The sequence below is a fragment of the Polynucleobacter duraquae genome (assembly GCF_000973625.1).
In the GTDB taxonomy this organism is placed as follows: domain Bacteria; phylum Pseudomonadota; class Gammaproteobacteria; order Burkholderiales; family Burkholderiaceae; genus Polynucleobacter; species Polynucleobacter duraquae.
In genome coordinates this window covers 535,317-548,145 of the sequence record NZ_CP007501.1, presented here as the reverse complement: position 1 = coordinate 548,145, position 12,829 = coordinate 535,317, and the positions used below count along the sequence as shown (strand labels likewise).

Annotated in this window: 11 protein-coding genes; 6 read left to right on the top strand and 5 right to left on the bottom strand. The window is 47.4% G+C overall.

What is annotated here, in order from left to right; translation table 11 throughout:
* Window positions 1-37: 37 nt before the first annotated feature.
* On the top strand, window positions 38-1,441 hold the full coding sequence (locus CL55_RS02910; RefSeq protein ID WP_046329785.1) for an aldehyde dehydrogenase family protein: 1,404 nt from the start codon (window positions 38-40) through the stop codon (window positions 1,439-1,441).
* Between the two features lie 17 nt (window positions 1,442-1,458).
* On the opposite strand, the gene leuE is transcribed toward CL55_RS02910, so the two are convergent.
* Window positions 1,459-2,127: a leucine efflux protein LeuE gene (leuE, locus tag CL55_RS02905; protein ID WP_046329784.1), complete on the bottom strand. Its 669-nt coding sequence runs from the start codon at window positions 2,125-2,127 to the stop codon at window positions 1,459-1,461.
* A 252-nt stretch (window positions 2,128-2,379) separates the two neighbouring features.
* Here leuE and CL55_RS02900 point away from each other — a divergent pair, with 252 nt between their 5' ends.
* Both CL55_RS02900 and CL55_RS02895 read left to right on the top strand, forming a co-directional pair.
* Complete coding sequence (locus tag CL55_RS02900; RefSeq protein WP_046329783.1) at window positions 2,380-3,951, top strand: DEAD/DEAH box helicase; 1,572 nt, start codon at window positions 2,380-2,382, stop codon at window positions 3,949-3,951.
* Window positions 3,952-3,953: 2 nt separating this feature from the next.
* A complete protein-coding gene (locus CL55_RS02895) occupies window positions 3,954-4,526 on the top strand; it encodes a chorismate--pyruvate lyase family protein (protein WP_052728739.1) in 573 nt (190 codons plus the stop codon).
* On the opposite strand, the gene CL55_RS02890 is transcribed toward CL55_RS02895, so the two are convergent.
* Both CL55_RS02890 and hemC read right to left on the bottom strand, forming a co-directional pair.
* Window positions 4,523-5,332 carry a uroporphyrinogen-III synthase gene (locus CL55_RS02890; protein ID WP_046329782.1) on the bottom strand — a complete coding sequence of 270 codons (810 nt, stop codon included), beginning with the start codon at window positions 5,330-5,332 and terminating at the stop codon, window positions 4,523-4,525. The genes CL55_RS02895 and CL55_RS02890 overlap by 4 nt on opposite strands.
* Before the next feature lie 35 nt (window positions 5,333-5,367).
* Complete coding sequence (gene hemC, locus CL55_RS02885) at window positions 5,368-6,348, bottom strand: hydroxymethylbilane synthase (protein ID WP_046329781.1); 981 nt, start codon at window positions 6,346-6,348, stop codon at window positions 5,368-5,370.
* Between the two features lie 43 nt (window positions 6,349-6,391).
* On the opposite strand from hemC, the gene argH reads away from it, so the two are divergent.
* The 3 genes from argH to CL55_RS02870 are packed head-to-tail and all read left to right on the top strand — an operon-like array spanning window position 6,392 to window position 9,896.
* A complete protein-coding gene (gene argH / locus CL55_RS02880; RefSeq protein WP_046329780.1) occupies window positions 6,392-7,810 on the top strand; it encodes an argininosuccinate lyase in 1,419 nt (472 codons plus the stop codon).
* A 5-nt stretch (window positions 7,811-7,815) separates the two neighbouring features.
* Window positions 7,816-8,367 carry a TRAP transporter small permease subunit gene (locus tag CL55_RS02875; RefSeq protein WP_046329779.1) on the top strand — a complete coding sequence of 184 codons (552 nt, stop codon included), beginning with the start codon at window positions 7,816-7,818 and terminating at the stop codon, window positions 8,365-8,367.
* The gene (locus CL55_RS02870; RefSeq protein ID WP_052728738.1) at window positions 8,364-9,896 is read left to right on the top strand and encodes a TRAP transporter large permease; all 1,533 of its coding nucleotides are present in this window, start codon (window positions 8,364-8,366) and stop codon (window positions 9,894-9,896) included. The genes CL55_RS02875 and CL55_RS02870 overlap by 4 nt, the downstream gene beginning before the upstream one ends.
* Before the next feature lie 40 nt (window positions 9,897-9,936).
* Here the strand turns inward: CL55_RS02870 and CL55_RS02865 are convergent, their stop codons facing one another.
* Entirely contained in the window at window positions 9,937-12,204 is a 2,268-nt protein-coding gene (locus CL55_RS02865) for an arginine/lysine/ornithine decarboxylase (RefSeq protein ID WP_046329778.1), read from the bottom strand.
* 48 nt (window positions 12,205-12,252) lie between these two features.
* A complete protein-coding gene (gene dcd, locus CL55_RS02860) occupies window positions 12,253-12,819 on the bottom strand; it encodes a dCTP deaminase (protein WP_046329777.1) in 567 nt (188 codons plus the stop codon).
* Window positions 12,820-12,829: the final 10 nt, after the last annotated feature.

Genomic DNA, 12,829 nt, shown 5'->3' with positions numbered 1-12,829 from the left:
CCTTATTCAATCGTTTGCTTGCTCTACATAAAACCCCATGCCGATAAACCGCTTCACAATTCAATTAGACGAAATCAAGGCAGCTTATGCCTCAGAACCGAACCCCTCCCTACAGGTTCGCCTTGAGCGGATTGGGCGTATTGAGCGAATGATTGCCGCCAATGAAGAAAAAATCTGCAAAGTTTTGGCTGCAGATTTTGGTACTCGCCACCCCACTGAGAGTCGACTTCTTGAGTTTCAAATGATTTATCAGGCTTGCAAACATGTTCGTCAGAATCTAAAAGAGTGGATGAGGCCGCAACTAGTGCCAACGCCTGGATTTTTGGGTTCATCTCACGCTTGGACACAAATGCAATCTATGGGTGTCGTGGGCATCATGAGTCCCTGGAATTACCCAGTACAACTAGCACTTTTGCCAGCGATCGCTGCTTTTGCAGCAGGTAATCGCGTTTGGCTAAAGCCGTCAGAAAGAAGTTCTCGCACCTCTGGATTCTTGGCAACCTTGATTCAAGAATATTTTCACCCAATTGAATTTTGCGTAAGCGTTGGCGGTACCGAGGTTGCAGAATCTTTTGCAGCACTCCCTTTTGATCATCTATTTTTTACGGGCTCCGGAGATATTGGAAAAAAGGTTATGCGTGCGGCAGCAGATCACCTAACCCCAATTACTTTAGAGCTGGGCGGCAAGTCTCCAGTAATTGTTGACCCCTCAGCCAAGCTCAAAGAGGCAGCTGCTAGCATCATTTATGGAAAGTTAGTGAATGGCGGACAAACTTGCATTGCGCCGGATTACGCCGTCATTCGCGAAAGTGATTGCAATGCATTTATTCAAGAGCTGCAGAATGCAGCGCAAAATCAGTTTTTTAACCCAGAAGAATTCACTGGCCCGATTGATGAGCAGCAGCTTGCACGCTGGCAAAAACTCGTTCAAGATGCAATAGATCATGGTGCACAAGCAATTCCACTGATTTCCCCAAGGAACAATACTGGACTGCCATTTACTCCAGTAGCACTCTTAAATGTTTCTGAGGGTGCGCTGATCATGCAAGAAGAAGTATTCGGCCCCATTCTGCCAATCGTGACAATCAACGATATCGATTCAATCATCCGCTATATTAATGAGCGCCCAATGCCATTAGCCATGTACTGGTTTGGTAGAAATAAAGAAGCGATGAAGCGCGTATTAAATGAAACTCGCTCTGGTGGCGTCACAATCAATGACACCCTTTTGCATGCTGCTGTAGAAGATTTACCCTTTGGGGGCATCGGCACAAGTGGTATGGGCGCATACCATGGCAAAGCAGGTTTTGAGGCATTTAGTCATCGCAAATCTGTTTTAGAGGTGCGCGGTTTCTTTGGCCTTCCTTTTTTATGTGGCACTCAGTTGGCAAGACCACCCTACGGTAAAGGTGTTGAGCGCCTATTGCGTTGGCTCAAATAATCGCTCATCAAAATTTGTTAATAGAGTAGTAGCTTTCCAGCAAAGCCAATTAGCAGAGCTCCAACTAGAAACCAAAGAGCTGCGGCGTAATGAGGGTGACGATTAAAGAAGCTGAGAAAAAATTGCCCAGCACAGATGAGGCTGATCAAGTAGGTCATGCTCACTATTTGCAATACCAGAGCTAGGTATAAAAAGGTATGCACTGGATGCGCATACTCCGGTTGAATAAACTGCGCAAAGAATGAGACAAAGAAAAAGATTGCCTTCGGATTAGTTAAAGATAAAGTCAGTGCAGCTATTGCTGGATGTAGGGTACTTAAGTAATGAGACTGACTATCTCTTGATACCAGTGCTTTAGTGCCGTGCCAACGCGCCAGGCCACTCCGAATAAAACCGTACCCCATCCACGCTAAATAAGCGGCGCCAAGCAAACGCAAGATATTGAATGTGGATGGCGATGAGTTAAGTAAAGTTGCAGCACCTAAGGCGATGCCGATCATCAAGATAGCATCGCCAATAAAAATACCTACGGATGCCCACGCACCAGCGCGCCATCCCTTAACCGCAGCAATCGCCAACACATACAGGGAATTTGGGCCGGGAAATAGGATCGTAAAAATGACACCCACAAGGTATGCAGGGAAATCAATAATGCCCACGCTTGAGGGCGTAATAAACCAATTCATCACCTAATCATAATTAAATTCGGGAAAACCCTTGTAATCACCCTCTTAAAATGTCATAATAAGAGGCTTTTTAAAGCAATTTGATTCATCGCCCCCCAGCTATATTTCAGCGTACCGTTTAGAAGTCATAGACACCGAATTTACAAAACGCGCTGCCGCCTGTCTGATGGTCGATGCCTTTGACCATCACACTCAATAAAAAAACAGAGAGTGTATACACGGAGACATCCCACTAACGGGATGTGTAATAGCATGACTTTTTCTAAAGAAACCATTCCTACTGGAACAGAATTCCAGAATTTCGCCCTAGCGGCGCCACTCCTTAAAAACGTTGCTGAATTGGGTTATACCCAAGCCACTGAAGTGCAAGCTCAGGTTATTCCTGCTGCTCTCGCTGGTGGTGATTTATTGGTCAGTAGCCAAACTGGTAGCGGTAAAACCGCAGCCTTCTTATTGCCTTTGATTAATCAACTCATTGAGGACAATCCAAATGGTTCACCTGTACCAGGTCGCGCACAGCCTAAAGTACTCGTGCTCTGCCCTACTCGTGAATTAGCTCAACAAGTTGCCGCTGATGCAGTGAACTTAGTTCGCGGCATGAAAGGCATTCGTATTGCAACCGTCATGGGTGGCATGCCTTACGGCAAGCAAATCCAAGCACTGAAAGGCGCATTGTTAGTTGTTGCAACTCCTGGTCGCTTACTTGATCTGACCGACAGCAAAGCAATTCGCCTAGATGATGTAAAGCAACTTGTAATTGACGAAGCCGATCGCATGCTCGACATGGGATTTGCTGATGATCTCGAGGCAATTGATAAGCGTTGCGCTAGTCGCACCCAAACTTTGATGTTCTCTGCAACTTTTGCGCCAAAGATTATGTCTTTAGCTAATGAGTTAACTACTAATGCTAAGCGTATTGAACTGGCTCATGCTGGTGAGAAGCACGCGAACATTGAACAAAAGCTACACTGGGCTGACAGCATGTCACACAAGCATAAATTGCTCGAGCACATTTTGGCTGATGCCTCTTTAGATCAAGCGGTTGTGTTTGCAAGCACTCAAATTGAAAGTGAAAAAATTGCTGACACCTTGCGTGCTAATGGCTACGAAGCTAGCGCCTTACATGGTGCCATGCCTCAGGCAGTACGTATGCGTCGTCTTGAGTCACTCCGCAAAGGTCATACCAAGATCTTGGTTGCAACTGACGTAGCAGCTCGCGGTATTGATGTACCACGTATTAGCCACGTGATTAACTTTGGCCTGCCAATGAAACCAGAAGACTACACGCACCGTATCGGTCGTACAGGTCGCGCTGGTCGTAATGGTGTTGCTATCACTTTGGTTGAACATCGTGATCGCGCCAAAATTCGTAATATCGAACGCTTTACACAGCAAGATATCGTTGCTTCAGTGATCGCTGGCCTCGAGCCACAAGCTAAGCCTAGCTTTGGTGGTGGTGGCGGTCGTCCAGGCGGCGGTCGCTCTGGTGGTGGCTTTGGTGGCGGTAATCGCTCTGGTGGCGGTGGTGGTCGTTATGGTTCTGGTGCTCGCTCAGAGTCTCGTTCTGGTGGCGGAGGCGGTGGTAATCGCTCAGGCAATCATTTCGAATCTCGCTCTAGTGATTCCCGTCCTGCTGGTGACTCCCGTCCATCTGGTGACTCACGTCCTGCTGGTGGTAATCGTTTTGCTGATTCACGCCCTACGCGTTCTGGCGACTCACGCCCAGCCGGTGGTAATCGCTCTGGTGACTCACGTCCGTCTGCTGGTCCACGTTTTGCTAAACCCAAAACTGGCGGTCAACGCAGAAGCTTTAGCGGTAACTAAAAATGATTCACCGTCGTCGCCTCCGTTCTTCATGGAATCGAGTCGATTCCGGTGAATTGCATCAAGCGCCACGTCAGTGGCAGTCTTGGCTTAGCGATACCGGCTCTTTAACCCAAAAAATTGAACGTGCAATCGGACAAAAACTAGAGGTAGTAGTTTTGCGTGATTGCCGTCAAAACCTCAATAGCGACGAGAGTCGCTATTTTCATTTCAATATCAAACGCTGTCGCATTCGAGAGGTACTGCTTTGCGCAAACGGCATGCCACTAGTGATGGCCAACAGTATTATTCCTGGTAGAAGCTCGAGCGGTAGTAACCATGAAGTTCTGCGCTTAGGAAAGAAACCATTAGGTGCGGTGCTTTTTGCTAAAACACGGATGCGCTCCAAAAAGAAGCCTCTCAGAGAAATTGCTCGCCTTGATAAACGAAACATCCTATGGAAAAAATGTTTTCAGCAATATCAAAAGTTGCCAGCGGTCAGCTGGGCAAGAAGGACCTTGTATCAACTAAAAGGGCGTCCACTCTTAGTGAGTGAAGTTTTTCTGCCAGCCCTTCTTAACTATCCCAATAATTAGTTAGCTAGCCAGACCTGCGATGCGGCAATTAAAGCCTCATCCCCAGGCTCACAAGTAGTCACTTCACCAAAGCCGATTTGTTCAGCCGCAGCGGCAATATTATGGTGTGAGCAAACAGCTGTAGCGAGAGCAAGCGGCAGTTTAGCTTGACCTAAATACCTGACTGCCTCCGATGAAGTCAGAATCCAAAACGAATTAGCAAACTCCATCTTATGAATTTCATTCCAGGCCGAACTATTAAGATCTAAAGGAACGCGGGCATAGACTGAGAATGCTTCAACTTGCGCGCCAGCATTTTTTAGAGTGTCGGCAAGCCAATCGCGCCCGCCCTCACCTTTAAAGATAATCACTTTTTTAGTGGGCCAATTCCAGTGTAGATTCTGCAATTCGGTCCATAAGCCCTCAGAATCCCACTGCATATTATTCTGAGGAAGAATGACTTTTGCGGGATTAGCCTCAAGACCAATGCCATGATTTTTGAGAGCTGCCATGCTGCTACCACCCATCACCCCAATTGGTACAGGCTTGTTAGATAACGCTTTCCAGGGGCGCTCCAATAAACGCATCGTGCATTCAATGGCATTCGGACTAACAAAAATGGCTAGGTCTGCAGTCTTTAGAGCTGTACCAATCTGTCCCACCAAAAGATCATCGTCCTTTGGGGCAATAGTCAGTAAGGGTAAAGAAATGATCTTGGGGGCAGATTCGGGAGTAAAGCCGCTATTGCGTAAACTCAGCTGAAGCGCCTCTGACAACTGACGCGCCTGCCCACTGGGGCGGGTGATAACAATGGTCTTATTGCTCATCCGCAACTTGTCTAATAGGTCTTGCTTATCAACTTTTACTTAGGCAGGCCATTAGGCAATAAACGCTCAGCACCTTGAGCAATGAGGTCTTGTGCAACCAAGAGACCCAAAGCCTCTGCATCTTCCAAGCTCTTGACGGCACCTTGGGCGCTAGCCAAGCAACTTGCAGTGCCATCGACACTAGCTACAAATGAGCGGATATTCATATGATCTTTGTCCCAAGTGGCATATGCAGCCAAAGGTACTTCACAAGATCCACCTAATTGACGCGACACCATGCGTTCAGCAGTCACCGCAAAGAGTGTTGGCAAATCGTTCAAAGGGGCAAGCCACTCTCTAATTCTGGGATGCTGAGCCAAGGTTTCGATACCAAGAGCGCCTTGTCCCGCAGCCGGCGTGTAAGGATCAATCGGCAGTAGAGCCCGAATGCGGCTTCCTAAACCTAATCGCTTGAGACCTGCTGCCGCCAAAATGATTGCCTGATACTCGCCACGATCGAGCTTACCCATACGGGTATCTAAATTTCCCCTCAAGGGCTGAATCACCAAATGCGGAAATCTGGATCTCAGAACAGATTCTCGTCGCAAACTTGAAGTGCCCACTACCGCACCCTTTGGCAAATCTTCCAAACTAGCATAGTCATTAGAAACAAATGCATCATGGGCATCTTCCCGCACCATGACACAGGACAGATCAAAGCCCTCTGGCATGACCATGGGAACGTCTTTCAAAGAATGCACCGCCAAATCTGCCCGACCATCTTCTAGGGCAGTCTCGAGTTCTTTTACAAATAAGCCCTTGCCACCTACCTTAGAAAGGGCTTTATCCAGTATTTGATCTCCTCGGGTAGTCATACCCAGGATCTGTACATCGCATGCCGGATAGAGCTTTTTAAGGCAATCTCGGACGTGTTCAGCCTGCCACATAGCGAGACGACTCTCACGGGTGGCAATTACAAGGCGCTCAGGAGTACCAGAGTTGGAGGCTATAGGGCTAAAAATAGGTGTTTGGGACATAGCATTTAAAATAATTAAAGATTTACATCAATATACTGCGTTTATGAGCTCATCCAAAAATTCCCTCTCCAACAAAGCCCAAGCTTGGTCGGCTCGGTTTAACGAACCTGTTGACGAACTAGTTCAACGTTATACCGCCTCTATTGGCTTTGATCAACGATTTGCCTTGGTCGATATCGCAGGATCTTTAGCCCACGCTGAAATGCTAGCTACTCAAAAGATTATCGGCGCTCAGGACTTAGCGGATATTCAAAAGGGTATGGCCCAGATCAAAGCCGAAATCGAAGCCGGGGAATTTAAGTGGCAACTAGCGCTGGAAGATGTGCATCTGAATATCGAGGCTCGCCTGACTGAGTTAGTTGGCGATGCTGGAAAGCGTCTTCATACTGGTCGCTCGCGTAATGACCAGGTGGCTACTGATTTACGCTTATGGTTGCGTGGCAGTGTTGATGAAATCGCAGCCACCCTCAAAACCCTACGTAGTGCTTTGCTGAACCTCGCTGAGACTCATGCTGCGACGATCATGCCTGGCCACACTCATCTACAAGTGGCCCAACCAATTACTTTTGGTCATCACTTAATGGCCTATTACGAAATGTTTAGTCGCGATGCGAGCCGTTTGGCTGATCTGCGTGCTCGCTTTAATCGTTTACCACTTGGTGCAGCCGCTTTAGCCGGAACAACTTACCCCATCGATCGCGAGCAGGTTGCCAAGATTTTAGGTTTTGACGGTATCTGCAACAACTCTCTTGATGCGGTATCTGATCGTGACTTTGCAATTGAGTTTTGCGCCTTTGCATCTATCCTGATGATGCACGTTTCCCGCTTGTCTGAAGAGTTGGTACTGTGGCTGAGCCCACGCTTTGGCTTTATTGATTTGCCAGATCGATTCTGTACCGGTAGCTCGATCATGCCGCAGAAAAAGAATCCAGATGTACCGGAATTAGCACGCGGCAAAACTGGTCGCGTCTACGGTGATTTGATCTCTTTATTAACTTTAATGAAGAGTCAGCCATTAGCCTATAACAAGGATAACCAAGAAGACAAAGAGCCCTTGTTTGATGCGGTAGATACCGTACAAGATACCTTGCGCATCTTTGCTGATATGGTCCCCCATATTCAGGTTAAGGCCGATGTGATGAAAGCCGCCGCTGAAGAAGGCTTCGCAACTGCTACTGACTTAGCTGATTACTTAGTTAAAAAAGGCTTAGCTTTCCGTGATGCTCACGAAGCAGTAGCTCATGCAGTGAAAGCCTGTGTAGGCCGCAACTGCATGCTCACCGACTTATCACTCTCTGAATTGCGTTTTGCTTGTGGCTTAGATAACCGTCCTGAGCTCATGGGTGATGATGTGTTTGCCTTACTGACTGTGGATGGCTCCGTGAATTCTCGTCAACATGCTGGCGGTACCGCTCCAGCCCAAGTGCTTGCTGCAATTAAACGGGGTCGCGCAGATCTCTAATCCGCATGGGCTTTTGGGGAACGCTCTCAACAGGGATTGACCGCTTAAATCAATTTCTGGGCAAGGTAGCCGGCATCATGATCTTGCTATCTTGCGTAGTATCAGCCGCTAATGCCCTGGTTCGCTACAGTCTAGATATCAGTAATAACTGGCCACTAGAATTACAGTGGTATTTATTTGCTGCCGCTGTCATGCTGGGAGCTGCATACACCCTTAAGCGCAATGAACATGTTCGAGTCGATCTCATTTACTCACAGCTTTCTGATCGCGGACGTCTTTATATAGACCTTTTTGGTTTGATTGTTTTTTTATTGCCCGCTTGCTTATTGTTCGTCTGGCTATCTTGGACAACTTTGTTTTACCCCTCATGGTTGGTCTCAGAACATTCACTTAACGCAGGCGGCTTGTTGCGCTACCCCATTAAATTTGTTGTGCCTTTTGGTTTCTTTATGCTGAGCCTCCAAGGCCTATCAGAAATCATCAAACGTATTGGCATCCTCAAAGGCAAAGCAACATTACCCGCCGCTGATCTCCATTATGAAAAGCCCATGCAATGATTCCACTTGAATGGATGCCGCCGCTCATGTTTGGTGGGCTGATTGTGTTTATGTTGATCGGTTTTCCGGTGGCTTTTTCTTTAATGGCTGCGGGATTATTTTTTGCTGGCATTGCAATTGCTGAGAATTTCTTTGGCATGCCGTTTTTGCAAGCCATTCCTCAGCGCATCTTTGGTAGCGTTCTTGCTAACGACCTACTTCTAGCAATCCCCTTCTTCACCTTCATGGGCGCCATCTTGGAACGCTGCGGTCTTGCAGAAGAAATGTTGGACTCCATGGGTCAGCTCTTTGGACGCATTCGGGGTGGGCTTGGCTACTCCATCATCATTGTGGGATTTATTTTGGGGGCAATTACCGGCACAGTAGCCGCTCAGGTGATCGCCATGGCAATGATCTCCCTACCTGTGATGATGCGTTATGGCTATAACATGCGCTACGCTACAGGCGTTTTAGCGGCCTCTGGGACCATTACCCAGCTAGTGCCGCCCTCCTTGGTTCTGATTGTCCTAGCTGACCAGTTAAAAACCCAGAGTGGCAGCGCCGATGTGGGCAGCATGTATCTGGGCGCTTGGGGTCCTTCACTCCTGCAAATTGGTCTTTTTGCTCTATACACATTCTTCCTCTCTCGCTTTAGACCCGACTACCTACCTGCGGCTCCTGAAAGCGAACTCACACTCAAGGGCTGGGCGCTCTGGAAAAAATGTCTCATGGGGATCATTCCCTCGGCAGTGCTGATTTTCTTGGTACTGGGAACCATCATGACTGGCATCGCAACGCCAACGGAATCTGGCGCCATGGGCGCGATGGGCGCTTTGCTCTTAGCTTGGATACGCAGGGCCAGCATTCCTAATCTCAAAGGATTAATTCAAGAGGCTTACCAAAACACCATGCGCATTACTACGATGGTGGTTTTTATCTTAATTGGCTCCACCTGTTTCTCGGTTGTCTTTCAAGGAGTTGATGGTGGTCACTGGGTAGAAGAGTTATTTTCTGATTTGCCGGGAGGCTGGATTGGATTCTTAGTTGCTGTGAATCTGTTTGTTTTCTTCTTGGCATTCTTCTTGGACTTCTTCGAAATCGCTTTCATCGTGGTGCCACTGCTTGCGCCAGTCGCCGTCAAACTACTTGGACCAGTGCTGCTCGCCTCCATGAACGGCAATCCCCAAGCAGCAGCTAGTGCTGCTCTAGTGTGGTTCGGCGTAATGCTCTGCGTGAACATGCAAACCTCATTTATGCATCCGCCTTTTGGATTTGCCTTGTTCTATTTACGTGGCGTTGCGCCAAAAGAGGTCAAGAGCAGCGATATCTACTGGGGCGCTTTACCTTGGGTTGTTCTGCAGCTGATCATGGTTGTGGTGGTTGCGGCATTCCCAGCCTTAGTCACCACCCTGCTAGATAAGCCTGCGGCAGTAGTACAAAGCCAAGACTTTAATTTCACAGGCAGTGAAGAAGTTAAACCAGACTCATTGCCAAGCAAAGTTGATGAAGATGCGCCGGTTATCTTTCAGCTAGATAAGCCAGGCAAATAAAAAACCACCCGTAGGTGGTTTTTTATTAAGCAGATCTCAATTACAAAGTGATATCTGGCTCTTGTCTTACGCAATCAACGTAGTACTCGGTACTTCCATTGACGTCACCCTTTACTAAGCCATGAATATCAGTCTCAAAGCCTGGGAATTGCGCATTGAAGTCACGAGCAAAGTAGAGATAATCAATGATGCGTTTGTTGAAGCGCTCACCCGGAATCAATAATGGAATGCCTGGTGGATATGGCGTTACCAACATTGCAGTAATGCGATCTTCAAGTTGATCCAAGGGAACACGATCTACTTTTTTGTGCGCCATCTTTGCCCAAGCTTCTGAAGGCATCATTGCTGGCACCATATCTGAGGTGTACATCTCCGTAGTCATACGGGCAACGTTGCGGCTCTTATAGAACTCATGAATCTGCTGGCAAATATCTTTGAGGCCGACGCGCTCATAGCGAGGGTGCTTGGCAACAAACTCTGGCAACACTTTCCAAAGCGGAGCGTTCTTATCAAAGTGGTCTTTAAACTGCTGTAGCTCAGTTACCAAAGTATTCCAGCGACCCTTGGTGATACCGATGGTGAACATGATGAAGAAGGAATACAAACCGCACTTCTCTACGATCACGCCGTGCTCAGCCAAGTACTTAGTAACAATACTTGCCGGAATGCCCATGGAGCCAAAGTTACCCTCAATATCTAATCCCGGCGTTACCACCGTAGCCTTAATTGGGTCCAGCATATTGAAGTCTTTAGCCAGTTTGCCAAAGTCATGCCAGGCAGCAGATGGCTCTAAGATCCAATCAGAGCGCTCACCAATACCCTCTTCAGCCAGATGATCTGGACCCCAAACCTTAAACCACCAATCTGCGCCGAACTTATCATCTACCTCACGCATCGCGCGACGGAAGTCCATTGCCTCAGCAATAGATTCTTCAACGAGCGTAGTGCCGCCAGGAGATTCCATCATGGCAGCAGACACATCGCAAGAAGCAATAATGGCGTACTGCGGGCTAGTAGAGGTATGCATCAAATAGGCTTCATTGAAGCAATCACGATCAAGCTTTGTATCCTCTGCGTCCTGTACCAATACCTGCGAAGCTTGTGAGAGACCAGCCAATAACTTATGGGTCGATTGGGTTGCAAACATCAAACTCTTTTTAGTACGTTTACGATCCGACCCAATGGCATGCATGTCTTTGTAGAAAGGATGAAATGCAGCATGTGGCAACCAAGCTTCATCAAAATGCAATGAATCGACTTTGCCATCGAGCATGTCTTTAATCATCTCAACGTTGTAAACGATGCCGTCATAAGTACTTTGCGTAAGCGTCATGACCCGAGGCACCACGTTCTTATCCTTAATGAAGGGGTTGGCATCAATTTTCTTCTTGATATTTTTCCACTCAAACTCTTCTTTAGGAATCGGGCCAATAATGCCGAGGTGATTACGCGTTGGCATCAGGAAGATCGGAATCGCGCCCATCATCGTGATCGAATGAATTACCGACTTATGGCAGTTGCGGTCTACCAGTACTACATCACCAGGGGCAACGGTAGAGTGCCAAACAATCTTATTGGATGTCGATGTGCCGTTTGTCACAAAGAACAAATGATCAGCGTTAAAGATACGCGCAGCATTACGCTCACTTTGCAAGACAGGGCCAGTGTGGTCTAGTAACTGACCTAATTCTTCTACAGCGTTACAGACGTCAGCGCGCAGCATGTTCTCACCAAAGAATTGATGGAACATTCTTCCTACTGGACTCTTCAAGAAAGCGACGCCACCAGAGTGCCCTGGGCAATGCCAAGAATAAGAACCTTCAGAGGCGTAATTAGTTAAGGCGCGGAAGAATGGGGGCGCTAATGAATCAAGGTATACCTTAGCCTCACGAATAATGTGGCGCGCTACAAACTCTGGCGTATCTTCATTCATATGAATAAAGCCATGCAATTCGCGCAAAATGTCATTTGGCATATGGCGTGAAGTACGCGTCTCGCCATATAAGAAGATGGGGATATCTTCGTTACGTTTACGTACTTCAGTAATAAAAGCACGCAAATTATTTAATGCAGGTAAATCATGATCTTCAGAGTCAGAGACAAACTCCTCATCATCGATCGACACAATAAAACTAGAGGCACGGGAGGCCTGCTGGGCAAAGGATGTGAGATCTCCATAGCTAGTTAAGCCAATCACCTCCATGCCTTCGTTTTCAATCGCTTCCGCTAAGTCACGAATACCCGAACCTGAAATATTTTCAGAGCGAAAGTCCTCATCAATAATGATGATTGGAAAACGAAATTTCATGTGTACCCTTTAAAGTCGCCAATACAGCGATTAAGCAGATTAAGCAGATTAAGCCTTTGGCAGAGTAACGCCGACTTGGCCTTGATACTTACCACCACGATCTTTGTACGATATGCCACACACTTCATCGCTTTCAAAGAACAGAACTTGTGCGCATCCTTCGCCAGCATAAATCTTTGCAGGCAATGGGGTCGTATTAGAAAACTCGAGTGTGACGTAACCCTCCCATTCAGGCTCAAATGGAGTGACATTCACAATAATTCCGCAACGTGCATACGTACTCTTGCCAACGCACACCGTTAAGACGCTACGCGGGATCTTGAAGTACTCAACTGTTCTTGCTAATGCGAAAGAGTTTGGTGGAATGATGCAAACTGGGCCCTTAAAATCGACAAACGATTGTTCATCGAAATTCTTAGGATCCACGATCGTGCTGTTAATGTTCGTGAAAATCTTGAACTCATCAGCACAACGAATGTCATAGCCATAGCTTGAAGTGCCATAGCTCACAATTTTTTGCCCGGCGGCATCGTGGCGGACCTGCCCAGGTTCAAATGGGCTGATCATGCCTTGCTCGCCCATACGGCGGATCCAGTGGTCAGATTTAATAGTCATGGCCGAATTG